The sequence below is a fragment of the Paraburkholderia sp. CNPSo 3281 genome (assembly GCF_024206515.1).
Taxonomy (GTDB): Bacteria; Pseudomonadota; Gammaproteobacteria; order Burkholderiales; family Burkholderiaceae; genus Paraburkholderia; species Paraburkholderia nodosa.
On the sequence record NZ_JAMBPS010000056.1, the window covers coordinates 1 to 17204 of the forward strand.

The following is a 17204-nucleotide window of genomic DNA, read 5'->3' on the forward strand; positions in this document are numbered from 1 at the left end:
CAGATGCATGTTCATTTCGGCGCCCATCGCGCGTTCGATGATTGCCTTGTTGAACGCGAGCATCAGATCCTGAACCTCGGCGGGCGTCATCGGTCCCTTGACCAGCTCGTCAAGCAGCCCTTCAGGCAGGGCAGGCAGCGGCCCGCGGGCCGCTGCCTGCGAAGCGACGGTGCGTTTCTTCTTCATTGGCATATCCATGATTTTTACCTCTCATGATATGCCCCGCCCACAAAATGGCGGATAGGTCCAAACCGGCCAACCAGCCAACCGGCCACCAAACATCAATGCAACGAACCGCCAACAGCAACCTCCCCCTCAGCAAGCGCAGCACCACTCCGCAATAGCGCATCGAGATCCGCCAACTGCACCGCATCCTGCCCACTGCGTTGCGCACGAAACATAACAGGCGGCACCCCGAACTGCTTACGAAACTCACGCCCAAGATGCGAGGCATCCGAAAACCCGCAACTCGAAGCAATATCGGCAACGGTGCGATCCGAACTCGTGAGTAGCCAGGCGGCTGTCCGCAGACGCAACGCATTGGCGAATGCACGCGGACTCTTGCCCGTTTCCGCCTTGAAGAGGCGTTCGAGCTGCCGTGGCGAGAGGTTCAGCTTGCAGGCCAGTTCTTCCAGCGGCACGTTGCGGCCAACCTGCTGCTCCATCAACAGTACGGCACGCTTGACCTTCGGGTGCGTGGCGGGCTCGAGGCCGGGCGGGTGAGGCTGGGGTGCATTGCCCTTTTGCATTTCGCCGACCAGCAAAATGCGCAGCGCCTTTTGCACGGTCGCGTGGTCGAAGTGGCGCAGCAAGATGGCGGCGGCGACGTCGATCGACGCGCGGCCGCCGGAGCAGGTAATGCGGCGACGGTCGATCGCGAACAGGCGGTCGGCGACGATGGCGTCGGCATTGACGTTGGGGAAGCGCTCGATGAAGTCCCAATAGTGGAACCAGCTCACGCAAATACGATGACCGTCGAGCACGCCGGCGCGCATGAGCGCGAAAACGCCGGTGCAGATCCCGACGACCGTCGTCTCGCCGCTGGCCGCGCGGCGGATGTACTGCAGCGTGGCTTCGCTCGCATGCGGGCCGGAGTGCAGCAGTCCGCCCACGACCACGAGATAGTCGACCGGCTCGGCGTCGGCGAAGGTCTCCCAAGGCGCGATCTGAATGCCGCAACTCGCACGCACGGGCGCAAGCGTTTCGCCGATCACGCGCCACGAGCAGCGCACGGGCTTGCTGTAGTCGCCTTCGTCGGCGGACAGACGCAGCATGTCGACGAAACCCGAGAACGCGGTCAGCGTGAAGTTCGGCAGCAGCACGATGCCGAAACGGATGCGCTCCTTGGGAGCGGCGTCGAAGGAAACGGCGGTGGCGAGTGTGTCGGACATGGAAGCACAGGATAGCGGCGATGTGGTTTCAGCCAAGCTTCCACGATATGGCCCCGAGACGCTTGTCGTTTTCCGCCATCGATCTTCGCAAAAGCGAAAATTTCACGGAATACACGCCGCATGGCGGGGCGGTTCCGCCGCCCTGGCGCGTTCGTTCTAGCGGCGGCGCCGCCGCTTTGGTCAACTCTTTAGCGGGCACACGACCCACGCCGCACCCATCCACGAGGCCTGTTTTCATGCCGCGCACCGAAACCGTCGAACTCAACAAACGCGCCTGTCACGGCGACGCTGAAGCCGCGCTCGCCCTGCTGGAGCAGAGCATGGCGCGCGGACACGGGCGTATCGGGCTGCTGCGTTATCTGCAGGCGCGTTGCGTGGGCGCGGCGCTCGCGCGTCGGCATCACGACTATGCAGAGCGCGTGGCGAGCAGGATGAGCGAGGACACGTTCGCGGCGCTGGTGGCGCAGGCGCAGCGCCGCCACAGCATGGCGGCGTGAACGCCCATACGCTTGCTCACAGCACGACGGTGCGGCCGTCGTTGATGAAGACCCGGCGCTCGAGAAATACCCGCACGGCGCGCGCGAGCGTCACGCATTCGACGTCGCGCCCCACAGCCAGCAGACGCTCGGGGTTCAGCGAGTGGTCGACCCGCTGCACTTCCTGCTCGATGATCGGGCCTTCGTCGAGATCGTCGGTGACGAAGTGCGCCGTCGCGCCGATCAGCTTGACCCCGCGCACGTGCGCCTGATGATAGGGGCGCGCGCCCTTGAAGCCGGGCAGGAAGGAATGGTGGATGTTGATGGCGCGGCCGGCCAGCTTCCGGCTCGTTTCGTCGGAAAGAATCTGCATGTAGCGCGCGAGAATCAGCAGCTCCGAACCGGTCGAATCGAACAGGTCGAGGATGGCGGCTTCCTGTTCACGTCGCGTTTCAGGCGTGACGGGGAGGTAGTGAAACGGCAGGTCGTGCTGCCTGGCGAGCGGTTCGAAATCGCGGTGATTCGAGGCAATGCCCGCAATGTCCATCTGCAGTTCGCCCATGCGCCAGCGAAACAGCAGGTCGGCGAGGCAGTGCTCGAGCTTCGACACCATGATGAGCACTTTGGGACGCACCCGCAGGTCGTGAATGGCCCAGGTCATTTCGTGCTTGCGCGCGACGCTCGCGAACTCGTCCCGCAGACCCGCCAGATCGAAGCGCTCGCCCGCGCCGGCCTGCACGACCTCGTGAAAGACGCAGCGCAGGAAGAAGCGCGTGCTGATGTCGTCGTCGAAGACCGTGAGCTCGTCGATATAGCCGCGGTGCGCATCGAGAAAGCCGGCGACCGCGGCAACCTGCCCGGCGGCGGCAGGGCAGGACAGCGTGAGCACGTAGCGGTGCTGCGGGTCTTCGGTGGGCATGCGCGTTCTCCTCGTGTCGTGATGCGCCCGCTGCAACTTGCGGCTCGTGCCGGGGCGCTGGCTTGATGGCGCAAGTAAGCCACCAATCCACGTGCCGCACATAGAACCCACGCGCTGTATCGAGAGAATGAATACGCCAACCCGGCGCCAACCCGGCGCCAACCCGGCACCTAACCCGCACCTACCCGTCGCCAACATGAAGAAGGTCACTTTTGCCCCTATGGCTGTCGCATTCCTGCTATCCCGCGCTTTTTTCTCCGGCAAGCATGGGGCTGCGGCTAATCTGGAGCGGAGATGGAGAGTTACCTGGGTCTGCAGGCGAGGGCGTTGAGCGGGCAGCGTGCCGCGCTTTTTCGCGTGCGCACATCGGTCGCCGACGTGTATCTGTCGGTGAGTCGCTCGAACTATGGCAACGAGGAACGGGCCGTGGTCGAAGTGGACTGCGCGCGCTTCTTGAGGCTCTGGCGCGACGACCCGTGCGGCGAGCACGCCGGGCTCGCAAACGGCAATCCGCAGACGTGGCGTGCCGACCCGCGCTTCGAACTGGCGGCCGAAGGTTTCAGCTTCGGCGAGCACGACCCCGTGCCGCTTGCCGAAGTCAGTTGCCCGGCGAGCGCCGCTGTGCCGCACGTTGCATTCACGGATGGCGTGATGCGGACCCTCTGGCTAGCCGCCTATGCAGCGAAGTCCTTTCCGGTGGAATGCAGTGTGAACGACGCCGAGGCGCTGCAGCGCCTGGCCGGAGCGGCTGGCAGCCGCTGGTTCAGCGTTGCCGAACTCATTGCGCCGCAGGTCGCTCGACCCCGGGAATGATGCGCTAGCGTCAGTGCGCGAGCACCCACATGAGCGATAGGGAGAAGGCGCCCACCACGACGGACGCGCAACGCTGGAAGAACGCGGGACGAATGAACGGCGCCCGGCCGTTGCGCGGCGCGGCGCCAATGGCGATCCATGTGAGGCCAATGGGAATCAGCAAGACCGCGAAGATCGCCATGGCCTGGAGCCACGTGATGACGCTCGCGAACGCCGTAGGCGGAAAAATCGAGCCGGCGAACAAAATGGCCTTGGGATTGAGCACCGTGGCGCTGAACAGCGTGCGCGTGCTGACCACGTCCCTTGCCGAGGTTTCGATCGAATCTGCCGTGAACCAAAGGCGCAAGGCGAGCCACGCCAGATAGAGGCTGCTGGCCACACGCAGCACCTTCGGCAGCCAGCTCAGCGAATTCGACGCATGAGTGAAGCACAGCCCCCAGACGGTAATCGACACCAGGTAGCCGGCCAGTTCGGCGACGGTCAGATGCGCGGAGCGCCGCAGACCCTGCCGCAAACCGGCGGCGGCGAGCAGCGTGTTGGTCGGCCCCGGCATGAGCAGCACGATCGCACAGCCCGAGACCATCAGCCCGATGGTGGAAATGGAAAGCATGGGAGCGACTGGGGGTCGGGTTATTGGAAGCTGCGGGTAAGGCGTTTTGACAGCCAATGACTGAAACTGCCCCGCAGTGCCCCCATTCTACGGCTTAAGTGTTTCGGGCGAAATGAATTGAAAATCAGGGCCTTACGAGAACTCAATTTCGGACCCGTCCGATCGTCAACGCATGTGCCTTTCTCTATCATGCAAGTCGTCATCCAACAGTCGACGGTCGACGATCCCTCGTTTTTGACCAGTCATTTCCCGCGACCGGGTTGCGAAAGGCCGCCAAGTGACTCCGCGGCTGCCGCTGAATTTCAAAACAATAATCCGAACACACTTACCCCGGTTTATGCCTATTTCAGCCGAGTCCGGGCCGCTAAATCACTGGCCTATATTCGTCATGCCGAGAGCGGCATCTGCTTTGGCAGATGTGCGCTTACGCCACGGGCTTAAGTTATTGATTTCAATGCATCTATTGATGCGTAACAAATCATTTCGAAATATTTCATGGCTCACCCTAAATAATTCGCGAATCACGCCGTTAAAGTACGCACGAGAACTTTGCCCAGAGAATTTGCGGGCCGAGGAAGAATAAACATACGCCGTTCGGGGTCGAGAGCCCGCACGCTGCGGCTGCCGTTATCGTCAACCCCTATGCCTGATTTGTCGTGGACCATGCCCGTGGCACGTTGGTCCTTCTGGTCTTCCGCATCGGAAAGTCTGCCTGAGGTTGCGTTCGTCGATCCGATGATGCGCCGCCGCCTGAGCGCGCTTTCGCGGATGGCGCTGAAGGTCGCGGGCGACTGCGTCGATGCGCAAACCCGGACACGCGTGGTTTTCGCATCGCGGCACGGCGAGTTGCGCCGCACGACGGACATTCTGCGCGACATCGAGGCACACAAACCCGTTTCGCCGAACGCGTTCAGCCTTTCCGTGCTCAATGCGATGACGGGGCTATTCGGCATCGTGCGGGGCGACCGTTCGCCGGCTACGGCCCTCTCGGCAGGCGCGCAAACGCTGGGCTACGCGCTGCTCGAAGGCCATGCGCTGCATGCCGAAGACCCCGGCAGCCCGGTATTGGTCGTCTACGCCGACGAACCCGCCGACACGCGCTACGGCGCGGTCGAGCAGGAAGTGCAGCGCGGCGCGTTCGCGCTGCTGCTCGATGCGAGCGAGGCTGCGCAAGGCCGGCTCGCGTGCTCCATCACGGAAAACAAGCAGGCCTTGGCCGCGCCAGCACGCACATTCCCTACGCAAAGTGAAGCGCTGCATCACTGCCTGAGCGGCGGCGCAAGCGCCGCGTGGCAGGGCAGCGGCGGCACATGGCAATGGAGCTGGCATGTCGGCTCGGCTTGATTACGGCTGGCGGCTCTTCGCCACCGGTTTCAGCCTCGCGTTGTTCGGCGCGTGCGGGCTGCTGTTCTCGGTGATCGTGTTTCCACTCGCGTCGGTCTGGCCGCATCGCGCTTCGCGGCAACGCGCGGTCACCACCATCATTCACTGGTTTTTCCGCTCGCTCGTGGCCGCCTTGCAGCGCGCGGGCGTCATGAAGCTCGACGTGGCGGGCGCGAAGGCGCTGCGCTCGGGCGCCCCTGCCATCGTTGTCGCGAACCATCCCACTTACCTCGACGTGGTGGTGCTGCTCGCGCTCACGCCTTCCGCCTGTTGCGTCGTGAAGAACGCGCACTGGCGCAACCCGTGCTTCTGGGGCATCGTGCGGGCGGCCGAGTACGTGAGCAATGCCGATCCCGCAGGCTTCGTCCAGGACTGCGCGCGCCAGCTGGCGAACGGCTACAGCATGATCATTTTTCCCGAAGGCTCGCGCAGCCCCGCGCCGAATCGCCTGCACGCGTTCTCGCGCGGCTTCGCGCATACGGCGCTCGAGGCCGGCGCGCCGGTTCTGCCTGTGCTCATGCACTGCGATCCGCCCGCCTTCACCAAGCAGATGCGCTGGTATCACATTCCGCAGCGACCCTTCCGCATGACCGTGAACGTGCTGGCGCCCATCGGCGTCCAGCCGCTCGCGCCGCGCGACATGCCTTCCGCACTCGCCGCGCGCAACGTCACGCGCACCATCGAGGCGCAAATCACACAGCACCTGTTTGACTATGGATACTTTAAAACTGGAAATTAAGCGGCTCCTGATCGAGGCGCTCGATCTCGAGCATCTCACGCCCGCCGATATCGACGACGACGCGCCGTTGTTCGACACCGACGGCGTGGGGCTCGACTCGATCGACGCGCTGGAGATCGGCATCGTGTTGCGCCAGCGCTATCAACTGACCATCAACGCCGACGACGAAAACGTGCGCGGCTACTTCCGGTCGATCAACACGCTCGCGGCGCTCGTCGCGGGCCACGCAAACGAAAACGCGGCGCTGGAAGCCACTGCAGGGAAAGGGGATTGAATCATGAACGAAGCTGAAATTCTCGACCGTATCCGCGAGATCTTTCACGAGAACTTCGATATCGATCCGGCACGCGTCACGCCGGAGGCGCACCTGTTCGAGGAACTGGATCTGGACAGCATCGACGCCGTCGATCTGGCCATCAAGCTCCAGGAAATGACGGGCCGCCGCATCAAGCCGGAAGAGTTCAAGCAGGTGCGCACGGTGGGCGACGTGATCGCCGCGGTCGAGTCGCTGCTCGTGACCCAGGCTTGAGGCCATTCGTGACGGTTCTTCGCGGGCACAGCTCGGCTGAGCCTGCCGCTGCAGGTGAAAGCAACGTGGCAGGCAGCCGGGCGCGCAGCAAGTGGAAGCTGCTAGCCGGTCTCGGCTACCCGGTCGTGATCCTGTGCGCGTGGCGCTGGGATTCGCCGCGCTTCGTGGGCTTGTTGCTGCTCGTGCTGCTCTGGATGCAGCGCGTGGCAGGCACGGGCGCGCTCGCCGCAACGCTGCGCAAGCTCACGCCGGTGGACTGGGCGGTGGCCGTCACGCTCAATGTCGCCTCGGTGGCCATCGTGATCACCAATAGCGAACGACTCATGCGCCTGTATCCTTCGCTCGTGAATATCGGGCTGCTCGTCGCATTCGGCGCGACCCTCGTGAAGGGTCCGTCGATGGTCGAAAAATTCGCACGTCTGACCTATGCCGATCCGCCCGCGCACATCGTGCGCTATACGCGCCGCGTCACGCAGCTCTGGTGTGGATTTTTCGCTTTGAACAGCCTGTTTTCGGCCTGGACGGCGCTCGTCTGGTCCGCTCACGCCTGGTCGCTCTACAACGGCGCGCTCGCCTACGGGATCATCGGCGCGCTGCTGGCCGGCGAGTTCGTCTGGCGCAAATGCATCATGCTGCCGCGTGCTGCGCGACGGGAGGCGGTGTGATCGCATTGCACGAGCTTCTCGTGACGCGTTGCCGCGCGCCGCGTAGCGTGGTTTGCGTCGATGGCGCGAACGTGACGGATTTCGCTACGTTCCGTGCGCATGCGCTGGGCATGGCCGCGCGCGTGCGCACGCGGCCGGGCCTGCGCTTCGCGCTATGGAGCGACGACCCGTATCTGTTCGCCTGTGCTTTGTTCGGACTGCTTGCGGCCGGCAAGGTGCCCGTGATTCCGGCGAACGCGACGCCGGGCTATCTCGCCGAACTGAGCGACGCGTACGACGCGGTGCTGGACGAAAACGAGCTTGCCGGGTGGTGTGCCGATACGGCTGCGGTTCAGCCCGTCGACCTCGGCATGGCGATCGACGCGAATGCGATGCTCACGCTCTTCACGTCCGGCAGCAGCGGCACGCCGAAGCCCGTACACAAGACGCTCGCGCAGTTCGACGCCGAAGTGCATACGCTGGAAGCCGCGTGGGGCACGCTGCTGGGCGACGCGGCCGTGCTCGCGAGCGTACCGCATCACCACATTTACGGGCTGCTGTTCCGCGTCTTCTGGCCACTGGCCGCGGGAAGGCCGTTCGCCCGCGCGACCTGTGCCGACCCGGCTCAATTGCAGGCGCGGATTGCCGAATGTTCGGCGCAGTGCGACGCGACCGTCGTCGTCTCGACGCCTGCGCAGCTCTCGCGCTGGCCCGATCTGCCGGGTTTCGCGACGCTCGGTCCGCAGCCGCGCGCGTTCTTCTCGTCGGGCGGCCCGCTGCCGCTCGACACCGCAAAGCAATACGCCGCCACGTTCGGTGCCGCGCCGCTGGAGATCTACGGCAGCACGGAAACGGGTGGCATCGCCTGGCGCAGACAAAACGAAATGCAAGCGTGGACGCCCATGCCGGGCATCGCCGCGCGCGTGGGCGCGGCAGAAGAGGGCGGCGCGCTCGAAGTGCGCTCGCCGCATCTCGGCCACGACGGCTGGCATCGCACCGACGACAAGGCCGCGTTCGACGAGCACGGCCGCTTCGTGCTGCAAGGGCGTCTCGACCGCGTGGTCAAGCTCGACGGCAAGCGTGTGTCGCTCAGCGAGATGGAGAGCAAGCTGCTGCTGCATCCCGGCGTTGCGGAAGTGAGGACCGTGCTGCTCGAAGGCGGCTCGCGCGAGCGCATTGGCACGCTCGTGGTGCTCACCGCAGAGGGCCGCGAAACGCTGCGCCGCGATGGCCGCGTTCTGCTCCTCAAGGCGTTGCGCCGCCATCTCGCCGCCTGGTTCGACGCAGTGGTTCTGCCGCGCCACTGGCGCATTCACTGCGCGCTGCCAGTCGACTCGCGCGGCAAGATTCAGGCGCAAGCGGTCGCCCGCGCGTTCGCAGCCAGCGAAGAAGGGTTCGAGCTGCTCGCGCAATGGGACGACGCAGAAGGGCGGGCTTTCGAGTTGCGCGTGCCGCACACGCTCGTTCATTTCGCGGGCCACTTTCCGGGCTTGCCGATTCTGCCTGGCGTCGTGCAGGTGGACTGGGCGATGCGGTTCGCGCGCGACTGGGTGCCCGGCGTGCGTGCGCTCGCCTCGGTCGATCAACTGAAATTCACCATGCCGGTACCGCCGGGTGCGCTGCTCAAGCTCGTGCTCAAGCACGACGCCGCGCGCCGGCGCGTAGCGTTCGCGTGGCGCGTCGGCGAACGCGACTGCGCGTCCGGCGCCTTCGTATACAGGGAGCCCGCATGAGCCTCGCGGCCTGTATCGTCATTCCGATCTACAACCACAAGGACGCGATCGGCGGCACCGTGGCGAACCTGATCGTCCACGGCCTGCCGCTCATCGTCGTGGACGACGGCAGCGACGACGCCACCCAGCAGGTGCTGGCGGACCTCGCGCGGCGCTACGCCGGCAAGCTCACGCTGCGGCGCCTGCCCGTGAACGGCGGCAAGGGCGCGGCGGTGATGGCGGGGCTGCGCGCCGCGCGCGACGCGGGCTATACACACGCGCTGCAGATCGACGCCGACGGCCAGCACGACGCCGCGGACGTCCCGCGCTTTCTCGCCACCGCGCAGGCGAATCCGCGTGCGGTCGTGATCGGCCAGCCCGTGTACGACGAGAGCGTGCCGAAAGCGCGTCTCTACGGGCGCTATCTGACCCATGTGTGGGTCTGGATCGAGACGCTTTCGTTCACGATTCGCGATTCGATGTGCGGCTTCCGCCTCTATCCGCTCGACCTCGCGTGTGCGCTGATCGACAGCGTGAAGTTGCCCGAGCGCATGGACTTCGACATCGAGATTCTCGTGCGCCTGCACTGGCGGCGCGTGGCGTTTGTCTCGATTCCGACCGCCGTCACCTACGCGGCCGATGGCGTCTCGCATTTCGACGTGCTGTGGGACAACGTGCGCATCAGCCGCAGCCACACGCGGCTCGTCGTGGGGATGCTCGCGCGTCTGCCGCTGCTGCTCGCCCACAAGGTTGTGCCGCGGCGCGCGGCTGCGGGCGATGGCAAAGACCCGTGGTGGCGCACGGCCGAACGCGGCAGCCGGCTCGGCATGGCGTTGCTCGCCTGGAGCTGCGGCCTGTTCGGGCGGCGCTTCACCGCGCTCTGGCTGCACCCCATCGTCGCCTACTTCCTGGTGACGGGCCGTCCCGCGCGCGACGCCTCGCGGCGCTATTTCGACCGGCTGCAGCAGTGTTCGCCGGAACGCGAGACGCCGCGCCCCGGCTGGTTCACGGCCTACCGCCATATGCTCTCGTTCGCGCAATCGGGCTTCGACAAGCTGGCTGCCTGGACGGGCCGCGTCGATCAGGCCGAGGTGGAGATCGACGACCCACGCGCGTTCGACGCGTTGATCGCGAGCGGCCGCGGCGCGCTCGTGATCGGCTCGCACCACGGCAACCTCGAAATGGCGCGCGCGCTGGCCGTGCGCGGCGCGCAAACGAAGGTGACGGCCATCGTCTACACGGAGCACGCGAAACGCTTCAACAGCGTGCTGGCTTCTGCAAATCACGATTTCGCGCAGCATCTCGTGCCGGTGAGCGACTTCGGCCCGCAAACGGCGCTGATGATGCAGGAGCGCATCGAGCGCGGCGAGCTGCTCGTCATCGTCGGCGACCGCACGCCCGCGCGCGAAACCGGCCGTACCACCGAAGCGCAATTCCTCGGCGAGACAGCCGCGTTTGCTCAGGGGCCCTATGTATTGGCGCATGCGCTCGCGTGCCCCGTTTATCTGCTGTTCTGCCTGAAAGAGCACACGGGCTACCGGCTTTACTTCGAGCCGTTTGCCGAGCGCATCGATCTGCCGCGGCGGGGCCGCGCCGAGCATATAGCGGCATGGGCGCAGCGCTTTGCGTCGCGCCTCGAACACTATTGCCGCAAGGCGCCTTACCAATGGTTCAACTTCTACGATTTCTGGGCGCGCCCCAGCGGGGGTGCGAATGGCCGAAACTGACCTGAAGGATGCCGACGTCAAAGCGGATGCCGTGGTATTCGGCGGCCGCCATTTGACGATCGAGGACGTCGTGGCGGTAGCGCGCGGCAGCGCCGCCGTGCGGCTCAACGACGACCCGGCCTGGCGCGAACGCATCGCGCGCGGGGCGGCGTTTCTGCGCCGGCATCTCGAAGCCGGAGCGACCGTGTACGGCGTCAATACGGGCTACGGCGACGCCTGTGTCGTCGACGTGCCGATGGCGCTCGTCGAGGCCCTGCCGCTGCAGCTCACGCGCTATCACGGCTGCGGCATGGGCGAGTATCTCGACGACGCCTCGGCGCTCGCCGTGATCGCCGCGCGTCTGAATTCGCTGGCGTTCGGGCTTTCGGGCGTGCGCCCGGTGCTGCTCGAACGCCTTGCCGATCTCATCAATCATCGCGTGTTGCCGCGTATTCCCGCCGAAGGCTCGGTGGGCGCAAGCGGCGACCTCACGCCGCTTTCGTATGTCGCGGCGGCGCTGGTCGGCGAGCGCGCCGTGCAGTTTCGCGGCGCGCCGTGCGAGGCGCGCGACGCGTGGCTCGCGCTAGGCCGCGAACCGCTCACGCTCGCGCCCAAGGAAGGCCTCGCGCTGATGAACGGCACGGCGGTCATGACGGGCCTCGCCTGTCTCGCGTTCACGCGGGCGGCGCAGCTCGCGCGCCTGGCCGCGCGGCTCACCGCGCTCGCCACGGTGGCGCTCGACGGGCGCGCCGCGCATTTCGACGCGTTCATTTTCGAGGCCAAGCCGCACGCCGGGCAGGGCGAAGCGGCGGCATGGATCCGCGCCGATCTGGCCGGCCGTCCGGACACGCCGGGACACCGCTTGCAGGACCGCTATTCGATCCGCTGCGCGCCGCACGTGATCGGCGTGGCGAACGACGCGCTCGCGTGGATGCGCCGCGACATCGAGAACGAACTGAACAGCGCCAACGACAATCCGCTGATCGATCCCGACGGCGAGCGCGTGCTGCACGGCGGCAACTTCTATGGCGGCCATATCGCGTTCGCCATGGACGGCCTCAAGACGGCCGTGGCGAATCTTGCCGATCTGATGGACCGGCAACTCGCCTTGCTCGTCGACGACAAGTTCAACAACGGCCTGCCGCGCAATCTCACGGGCGCGACGAGTGCGCGTGCGCCGATCAATCACGGCTTCAAGGCCGTGCAGATTTCGTCGTCGGCGTGGACGGCGGAGGCGCTCAAGCACACGATGCCCGCGAGCGTGTTCTCCCGCTCGACGGAGGCGCACAACCAGGACAAGGTGAGCATGGGGACGATCGCGGCGCGCGACTGTTTGCGCGTGCTGCAACTCACCGAGCAGGTCGCGGCCGCCCACGCGCTCGCCACCGTGCAGGCCGCGCGCCTGCGGCTGCGCGGCAACGCCGCGACCGTGATTCCCGAGCCGCTTGCCGCGTTCATGGAAGACGTGGCCGCGACGTCGCCATTCGTCGACGAGGACCGCGCGCTCGAACGCGAACTGCGCGCCATGACGGAGCGAATCGCAACAGGCGACTTCCTGGCGCAGAACGCGGAGGTCAGGCCATGAGCGAATCACGCAAGCTCGTGCCGGTGTTGAGCGCGAGCGCGAACGTGGAAGTGCCGTTCCATGACGTGGACGCGATGAACGTCTGCTGGCACGGCCACTATCTGAAGTACTTCGAATTCGGCCGCGCGGCGCTGCTGCGCAAGTTCGACTACGACTATCGCGAGATGCAGGCCTCGGGCTACGTGTGGCCCGTGGTCGAAGCGCATTTGAAGTATGTGCGGCCCGCCGTTTACGGGCAGCAGCTCGAGGTCTGCGCACACCTGCTCGAGTACGAAAATCGCCTGAAAATCAGCTACGAAATCTACGATCGCGATTCGCGCACGCGGCTCACGAAGGGCTACACGATCCAGGTCGCCGTGAACGCCGCGACGCAGGAGCTGCAGTTCGTCTCGCCGCCGGTCGTGCGCGAAAGGCTGGAGCGTGCATGGGCGCGTTGAAACGATGCGCGGCGGTGGCCGCTCTGCTTGCGCTTCAGTCGATGTGGATGCCGGCGCGGGCCGCGACGGCGGCTGTGACCGTGAGCACGAACGCGAGCGCCGGCGACGCGGCACTCGTCTCGCAGATCGCGTCGCGTCTCGCGCGCGCGAACGGCGTCCGTGCGCATTTCACGCAAACGCAGACGCTTGCCGCGATGAAAGCCCCGCTCGTCAGCACGGGTTCGCTGCTGTTCTTTCGCGAGCGCGGCGTGATCTGGCAGGTCGAGACGCCGTACAGGAAAACGTGGATCATGCGCGACAGCGGTGTCACCGTGATCGATGCCAACGTTCAACCTGATCAGCGCACCCGGAACGGCGGTGCACAGGGCGCGCGCGGTGCGGCGGAGATCGCGAAGATGATGCGGGCGATGCTCGGCGGCGACCTGAGCGGGCTGTACTCGCAATTCGACGTGGCGGCGCGCGGGACGCCTTCGCAATGGCAGATGCACCTCGTGCCGCGCCAGCCGCAGATCGCGCAGGCGCTGCGCGGCATCGAGATGGAAGGCGGCGACTTCCTGCACAGCTTGCGCATCACGTTCGCCAACGGCGACGTCACGCAGTACGACTTTAGCGGCAGCGCACAGGTGTCCGAACTGGCGCCCGCCGACCAGAAGCTTTTCGGAACGCCGTAGTGAGTTCCTCTGAGCTTCGCACCGCAACCCAGCCGTGGCGGCAGTGGACGCTGCGCGCCGCGTGGCTGCTGCTGGCCCTCGCGGCGACGCTGTATTGCGCCTGGCGCTTTGCGGGACCGACGCCCCTGCAGACGAACCTGCTCGCGCTGCTGCCGGCAACCGAGGCCGACCCCGTGGCCGAAGAGGCCGTGGACCAGCTTGCGAGCGCGCTCGGCAACCGCGCCGTGCTGCTCGTGTCGAGCAGCGACGCGGCGCACGCGAAAGCCGCGGCGCAGCGACTGGGCGCGGTGCTGGGCGCGAGTCACGCGTTCGCTTCGGTGACGGCGCAAGTCCCGCCGTTCGACCTCGGCCGCATTACGCGCTTCTACCTGCCGTACCGCTTTGGCCTGCTCACGGCGCAAGACCGTGCGATTGCCTCCGGGAGCACCGAAACGCTGCGCGGAGCGCTCGCCGAGCGCATCTATGGACTGCCGGACGCGGGTCTCGCGACGTCGCTCGCCGACGATCCCTTTGGCTGGCTTCAGCACTGGCTCGCGGGGCTGCCGCTCGCGGCATCGAATCTCACCATCGAAGACAGTTTCCTCGTTGCGCACCGCGCTAACACCACGAGCGTGCTCGTTATCGGCACGCTGCCTGGATCAGCCTACGAATCCGATGTTCAGCGAGGCGTGCTGCTTGCCGTCGCACACGGCGAGGCTGCGCTCAAGGCTTCATGGCCCGATGTAACCGTCGCGCGCACGGGCGCCGTGTTCTATGCCGAGTCTGCGCGCCGCGCCTCGGAGCGCGACGTGCATCTGATTGGCATCGTTTCGGCGGTAGGCATCGCACTGCTCATGCTCTGGATCTTCCGCTCGCCGCGGCTGATCCTGCTGGGTTTCGTTTCCACGGCACTCGGCATCGTGTGCGCGCTCGCGGCCACCATGCTCGTCTTCGGCAAGCTGCATCTGTTGACGCTCGTGTTCGGCGCGAGCCTGATCGGCGAGGCGGTCGATTACTCCATTCAGTACTTCGTCGTCTACCTCGGCACGCGGCACGGCTGGGATTCGCGGCGCGGCGCACGGGAAGTGCTGCCCGCGCTCACGGTGGCGCTCAGCACGAGCCTGCTTGGCTACGCCATTCTGACGTTCGCGCCGTTTCCAGCGCTCAGGCAGATCGCGTGCTTTGCCATCGTCGGCATCTTCACCGCCTTCGCTTCCGTCATCTGGCTGCTGCCGAGCCTCATGACGCAGCCCGCGCGCCGCAGTCCCCAAACGCTCTTCGCGGTGGCCGCGGCCTCGCTCGCGAAATGGCAAGCGCTGATCGGCAGGCGGCGCGCATGGGGCGTCGCGCTTGCACTGGTGGCCATCGCCGTGCCGGGATGGCTGCAACTGCGCAGCGACGACGACATTCATCTGCTGATCCAGCGGGACCCGGCGCTCGTTGCGCAGGAGCGTGTGGTGTCGAGCGCCGTGGGGGCCGACAACAGCGCGCAGTTCTTCGTCGTGCGCGGCACGTCGCCCGAGGCCGTGCTCGAGCGCACCGAGGCGTTGTGCGCGCGGCTCGGCACGCTCACGGGCGCGTCTGCGCTGAGCGGCTGGCAGTCGGTGACGTCGTTCGTGCCCTCCGAAGCGCGGCAGCGGGCCGATCGCGCGTTGCTCGGCGCGCATGTGTTCGCCGATCCCACCGCCTTGCGCACGCTGCTGGGCGAAGCGGGCTTTCGTGACGAGGTGGCGCAAAAGTGGCTCGATGCCTGGGCGCATTCGGGCGCTTCCGTGCTGCACGTGGACGACTGGCTTGCCGAACCCTGGTCGCAGCCGTTCCGCCACCTGTGGCTCAGGCGTTCCGTGAGCACGCCCGGTGCATTCGCCGCGATCGTGATTCCGCAGGGCGTGTCCGCTGCGAACGCGCCCGCGCTTCTCGACGTCGCGCATGCGCTGCCCGGCGTGAGCTTCGTCGACAAGGCGGCGAGCGTATCGCGGCTGTTCGGCGTGTACCGGCAGGACGGTGCGATCTGGCTCGCGGGCGCGCTCACGCTCGTGCTCGCGCTGCTGATGTTCCGCTACGGCTGGCGCGGCGCCATCTCGGTTGCACTGCCGGTGTGGCTCGCCATCGGCGTCACGCTCACCGCTTTCGGCTATGCGCACGTGCGCATCAATCTCTTCAACATGCTGGCGCTGATGCTCGTGCTCGGCGTGGGCGCGAACTATGCCGTCTTTCTGCGCGAAGGCGCGATGCGCGCTGCCACCGATCGCGGCGCGGTATGGACGGGTGTGCTGCTATCGGCCGCGACCACGCTGCTCTCGTTCGGCATGCTCGGCATGAGTTCCATGCCCGCGCTCAAGAGCTTCGGCGCCACACTGTCGCTCGGCATCATGGTGTCCGTCATGCTCGCGCCGATCGGCATGCCCACGAATCAACGGAGAAAGGCCTAATGGCGCCCCCTGTCTATTTGCACGCGCTCGGCATGGTCAACGCGCTCGGCGACGACGTGGCTGCGATCGTCGCAGCGCTCGGGCGCGGCGAAGCGCCCGGCATGGGGCCGATCGCGACCCGCACCGGCACGGCGTTCGTGGGGAGCGTGAACGCGCCGCTCGACGTTGCGCCGCCCGCATCGCTCGCCTGCTACGACTGCCGCAACAACCGGCTTCTGCTTGCCGCGCTGGCGCAGATCCGGGCCGCGATCGAAGCCGCACGCGAACGCTTTGGCGCGGGCCGTATCGGCGTCGTGCTGGGTACGAGCACGTCGGGCATCAGTGCCGCGGAAATGACGTTCACCCAGCCTCTGCAGCAAGAAGCCGCTTCGACGTTCGACTACCGCCAGATGGAAATCGGCACGGCCGCGCCGTTCGCCGCCGCGGCGCTCGACCTGCGCGGCCCGGCGTACACGATCTCCACGGCATGCACGTCGAGCGCCAAGGCTTTCGTCGCCGCGCGCCGTCTGCTGCGCGCGAACCTGTGCGATGCCGTCGTCGTGGGCGGCGTCGATTCGCTTTGCGAACTCACGCTGCAAGGTTTCGCCTCGCTCGAATCGACGAGCCCCGTACGAACCAACCCGATGAGCGCGCAGCGTCGCGGCATCAACATCGGCGAAGGCGCGGCGGTGTTCCTGATGAGCCGCGAGGAGGGGTCGGTGATGCTCGCGGGTGCGGGAGAGTCGAGCGACGCCCATCATATTTCCGCACCCGACCCACAGGGCGCGGGCGGCGAACTCGCATTGCGTGCCGCGCTCGCCGACGCGGGCATCGGTGCGGCCGCGATCGGCTACGTCAACCTGCACGCAACGGCCACGATCAAGAACGACCAGATGGAAGCGCATCTCATGGCGCGCGTGTTTCCCGACGGCGTGGCCGCGAGCGGCACGAAGCCGCTCACGGGGCATACCCTCGGCGCGGCGGGCGCGAGCGAACTGGGGCTCGCGTGGCTCACGCTCGCTCGCGACGACGTTGCGCTGCCGCGCCATCTGTGGGACGGCGAAGCCGACCCGGCGCTGCCCTCGCTCGACCTGGTTGAAGACGTGCGGTATTTGCCGCGCAACGGCGTGCGCCAATACGTGATGAGTAACTCATTTGCGTTTGGCGGCAGCAACGTTTCACTCATACTCGGACGGTGA

General features: G+C 66.4%; 17 protein-coding genes and 1 pseudogene. 14 read left to right on the forward strand and 4 right to left on the reverse strand.

The window, feature by feature from the left end; translation table 11 throughout:
* Together M3I56_RS33535 and M3I56_RS33540 are read right to left on the reverse strand one after the other, a co-directional pair.
* Positions 1-198, reverse strand: a pseudogene (locus M3I56_RS33535) (IS256 family transposase); the annotation flags it as partial.
* An 83-nt stretch (positions 199-281) separates the two neighbouring features.
* Complete coding sequence (locus M3I56_RS33540; protein ID WP_254357653.1) at positions 282-1391, reverse strand: GlxA family transcriptional regulator; 1110 nt, start codon at positions 1389-1391, stop codon at positions 282-284.
* A 236-nt stretch (positions 1392-1627) separates the two neighbouring features.
* Here M3I56_RS33540 and M3I56_RS33545 point away from each other — a divergent pair, with 236 nt between their 5' ends.
* A complete protein-coding gene (locus M3I56_RS33545; RefSeq protein ID WP_254357654.1) occupies positions 1628-1888 on the forward strand; it encodes a hypothetical protein in 261 nt (86 codons plus the stop codon).
* A gap of 16 nt (positions 1889-1904) precedes the next feature.
* On the opposite strand, the gene purU is transcribed toward M3I56_RS33545, so the two are convergent.
* Complete coding sequence (gene purU, locus M3I56_RS33550) at positions 1905-2786, reverse strand: formyltetrahydrofolate deformylase (protein ID WP_028208541.1); 882 nt, start codon at positions 2784-2786, stop codon at positions 1905-1907.
* A gap of 294 nt (positions 2787-3080) precedes the next feature.
* Here purU and M3I56_RS33555 point away from each other — a divergent pair, with 294 nt between their 5' ends.
* A complete protein-coding gene (locus M3I56_RS33555) occupies positions 3081-3599 on the forward strand; it encodes a hypothetical protein (protein ID WP_254357655.1) in 519 nt (172 codons plus the stop codon).
* A gap of 10 nt (positions 3600-3609) precedes the next feature.
* Here M3I56_RS33555 and M3I56_RS33560 read toward each other — a convergent pair whose 3' ends face one another.
* The gene (locus M3I56_RS33560; RefSeq protein WP_254357656.1) at positions 3610-4209 is read right to left on the reverse strand and encodes a LysE family translocator; all 600 of its coding nucleotides are present in this window, start codon (positions 4207-4209) and stop codon (positions 3610-3612) included.
* A 642-nt stretch (positions 4210-4851) separates the two neighbouring features.
* On the opposite strand from M3I56_RS33560, the gene M3I56_RS33565 reads away from it, so the two are divergent.
* From M3I56_RS33565 to M3I56_RS33620, 12 genes are all read left to right on the forward strand, one after another.
* Positions 4852-5553 carry a beta-ketoacyl synthase chain length factor gene (locus M3I56_RS33565; protein ID WP_254357657.1) on the forward strand — a complete coding sequence of 234 codons (702 nt, stop codon included), beginning with the start codon at positions 4852-4854 and terminating at the stop codon, positions 5551-5553.
* Positions 5537-6331, forward strand: coding sequence for a 1-acyl-sn-glycerol-3-phosphate acyltransferase (locus M3I56_RS33570; RefSeq protein ID WP_254357658.1), 795 nt, complete (start codon positions 5537-5539; stop codon positions 6329-6331). The genes M3I56_RS33565 and M3I56_RS33570 overlap by 17 nt, the downstream gene beginning before the upstream one ends.
* Positions 6306-6605, forward strand: a complete 300-nt coding sequence (locus M3I56_RS33575) for a phosphopantetheine-binding protein (RefSeq protein WP_254357659.1) — start codon at positions 6306-6308, stop codon at positions 6603-6605. The genes M3I56_RS33570 and M3I56_RS33575 overlap by 26 nt, the downstream gene beginning before the upstream one ends.
* Before the next feature lie 3 nt (positions 6606-6608).
* Positions 6609-6860, forward strand: coding sequence for an acyl carrier protein (locus tag M3I56_RS33580; protein ID WP_028208535.1), 252 nt, complete (start codon positions 6609-6611; stop codon positions 6858-6860).
* A 65-nt stretch (positions 6861-6925) separates the two neighbouring features.
* The gene (locus M3I56_RS33585; protein ID WP_254357660.1) at positions 6926-7525 is read left to right on the forward strand and encodes a hypothetical protein; all 600 of its coding nucleotides are present in this window, start codon (positions 6926-6928) and stop codon (positions 7523-7525) included.
* Entirely contained in the window at positions 7522-9237 is a 1716-nt protein-coding gene (locus M3I56_RS33590) for an AMP-binding protein (RefSeq protein WP_254357661.1), read from the forward strand. The genes M3I56_RS33585 and M3I56_RS33590 overlap by 4 nt, the downstream gene beginning before the upstream one ends.
* On the forward strand, positions 9234-10943 hold the full coding sequence (locus tag M3I56_RS33595) for a glycosyltransferase (protein ID WP_254357662.1): 1710 nt from the start codon (positions 9234-9236) through the stop codon (positions 10941-10943). Before M3I56_RS33590 ends, M3I56_RS33595 begins: the two co-directional genes overlap by 4 nt.
* Positions 10930-12507 (forward strand): histidine ammonia-lyase, encoded by a 1578-nt coding sequence (hutH, locus tag M3I56_RS33600; protein WP_254357663.1) that lies wholly within the window; start codon positions 10930-10932, stop codon positions 12505-12507. Before M3I56_RS33595 ends, hutH begins: the two co-directional genes overlap by 14 nt.
* Positions 12504-12944, forward strand: coding sequence for a thioesterase family protein (locus tag M3I56_RS33605; RefSeq protein WP_254357664.1), 441 nt, complete (start codon positions 12504-12506; stop codon positions 12942-12944). The genes hutH and M3I56_RS33605 overlap by 4 nt, the downstream gene beginning before the upstream one ends.
* Positions 12932-13615 carry an outer membrane lipoprotein carrier protein LolA gene (locus M3I56_RS33610; RefSeq protein WP_028208529.1) on the forward strand — a complete coding sequence of 228 codons (684 nt, stop codon included), beginning with the start codon at positions 12932-12934 and terminating at the stop codon, positions 13613-13615. Before M3I56_RS33605 ends, M3I56_RS33610 begins: the two co-directional genes overlap by 13 nt.
* Complete coding sequence (locus tag M3I56_RS33615; protein WP_254357665.1) at positions 13615-16026, forward strand: MMPL family transporter; 2412 nt, start codon at positions 13615-13617, stop codon at positions 16024-16026. The genes M3I56_RS33610 and M3I56_RS33615 overlap by 1 nt, the downstream gene beginning before the upstream one ends.
* Positions 16026-17204 carry a beta-ketoacyl-[acyl-carrier-protein] synthase family protein gene (locus tag M3I56_RS33620; RefSeq protein ID WP_254357666.1) on the forward strand — a complete coding sequence of 393 codons (1179 nt, stop codon included), beginning with the start codon at positions 16026-16028 and terminating at the stop codon, positions 17202-17204. The genes M3I56_RS33615 and M3I56_RS33620 overlap by 1 nt, the downstream gene beginning before the upstream one ends.

What these genes read in the sequence shown, in the direction of transcription:
- M3I56_RS33555 (WP_254357655.1), top strand. Translation starts at nt 3,081, where the DNA reads ATGGAGAGTTACCTGGGTCTGCAGGCGAGGGCGTTGAGCGGGCAGCGT.
- M3I56_RS33565 (WP_254357657.1), top strand. Translation starts at nt 4,852, where the DNA reads ATGCCTGATTTGTCGTGGACCATGCCCGTGGCACGTTGGTCCTTCTGG.
- M3I56_RS33570 (WP_254357658.1), top strand. Translation starts at nt 5,537, where the DNA reads ATGTCGGCTCGGCTTGATTACGGCTGGCGGCTCTTCGCCACCGGTTTC.
- M3I56_RS33560 (WP_254357656.1), bottom strand. Translation starts at nt 4,209, where the DNA reads ATGCTTTCCATTTCCACCATCGGGCTGATGGTCTCGGGCTGTGCGATC.
- M3I56_RS33610 (WP_028208529.1), top strand. Translation starts at nt 12,932, where the DNA reads ATGGGCGCGTTGAAACGATGCGCGGCGGTGGCCGCTCTGCTTGCGCTT.
- M3I56_RS33620 (WP_254357666.1), top strand. Translation starts at nt 16,026, where the DNA reads ATGGCGCCCCCTGTCTATTTGCACGCGCTCGGCATGGTCAACGCGCTC.
- M3I56_RS33540 (WP_254357653.1), bottom strand. Translation starts at nt 1,391, where the DNA reads ATGTCCGACACACTCGCCACCGCCGTTTCCTTCGACGCCGCTCCCAAG.
- M3I56_RS33580 (WP_028208535.1), top strand. Translation starts at nt 6,609, where the DNA reads ATGAACGAAGCTGAAATTCTCGACCGTATCCGCGAGATCTTTCACGAG.
- M3I56_RS33595 (WP_254357662.1), top strand. Translation starts at nt 9,234, where the DNA reads ATGAGCCTCGCGGCCTGTATCGTCATTCCGATCTACAACCACAAGGAC.
- M3I56_RS33545 (WP_254357654.1), top strand. Translation starts at nt 1,628, where the DNA reads ATGCCGCGCACCGAAACCGTCGAACTCAACAAACGCGCCTGTCACGGC.
- hutH (WP_254357663.1), top strand. Translation starts at nt 10,930, where the DNA reads ATGGCCGAAACTGACCTGAAGGATGCCGACGTCAAAGCGGATGCCGTG.
- M3I56_RS33575 (WP_254357659.1), top strand. Translation starts at nt 6,306, where the DNA reads ATGGATACTTTAAAACTGGAAATTAAGCGGCTCCTGATCGAGGCGCTC.
- M3I56_RS33605 (WP_254357664.1), top strand. Translation starts at nt 12,504, where the DNA reads ATGAGCGAATCACGCAAGCTCGTGCCGGTGTTGAGCGCGAGCGCGAAC.
- purU (WP_028208541.1), bottom strand. Translation starts at nt 2,786, where the DNA reads ATGCCCACCGAAGACCCGCAGCACCGCTACGTGCTCACGCTGTCCTGC.